The 344-nt window shown below is 59.3% G+C and carries 1 protein-coding gene; it reads left to right on the top strand.

The features are described 5' to 3' along the window. Window positions 1-344, top strand: a 344-nt coding sequence (locus JT360_RS33350) for a protein-L-isoaspartate O-methyltransferase family protein (RefSeq protein WP_214477745.1), incomplete at both ends; no start/stop codon positions are given.

Raw genomic sequence — 344 nt, 5'->3', positions numbered from 1 at the left:
ACCTTGCAAGCGAAGAACTCGGCAAGGCAACGCTCGATGAGCGGGTGATGGCATCGATGCGGCGGGTCCCGCGACATCTCTTCGTGCCAGCTGCGGTCGCGCCTTATGCCTACCAGGACATGCCGCTGCCGATCGGCTTCGATAAGACCGTGTCGCAGCCCTTCATTGTCGCTTTGATGACCGATCTTCTTACTCCCCAACCGCACGAAACGGTGCTCGAGATCGGGACTGGTCTGGGCTATCAATCCGCGATCCTCGCGGAACTCGCAGGACAAGTTTGGAGCGTCGAAATCATCGAGGAATTCGCAAGCCATGCCGAGGCTCTGCTGCAGGGTCTTGGCTTC

Origin of the sequence: Mesorhizobium sp. dw_380, from assembly GCF_018588885.1 — a bacterium.
GTDB lineage: Bacteria > Pseudomonadota > Alphaproteobacteria > Rhizobiales > Rhizobiaceae > Mesorhizobium.
This window is presented reverse-complemented; position numbering and strand designations above follow the sequence as displayed.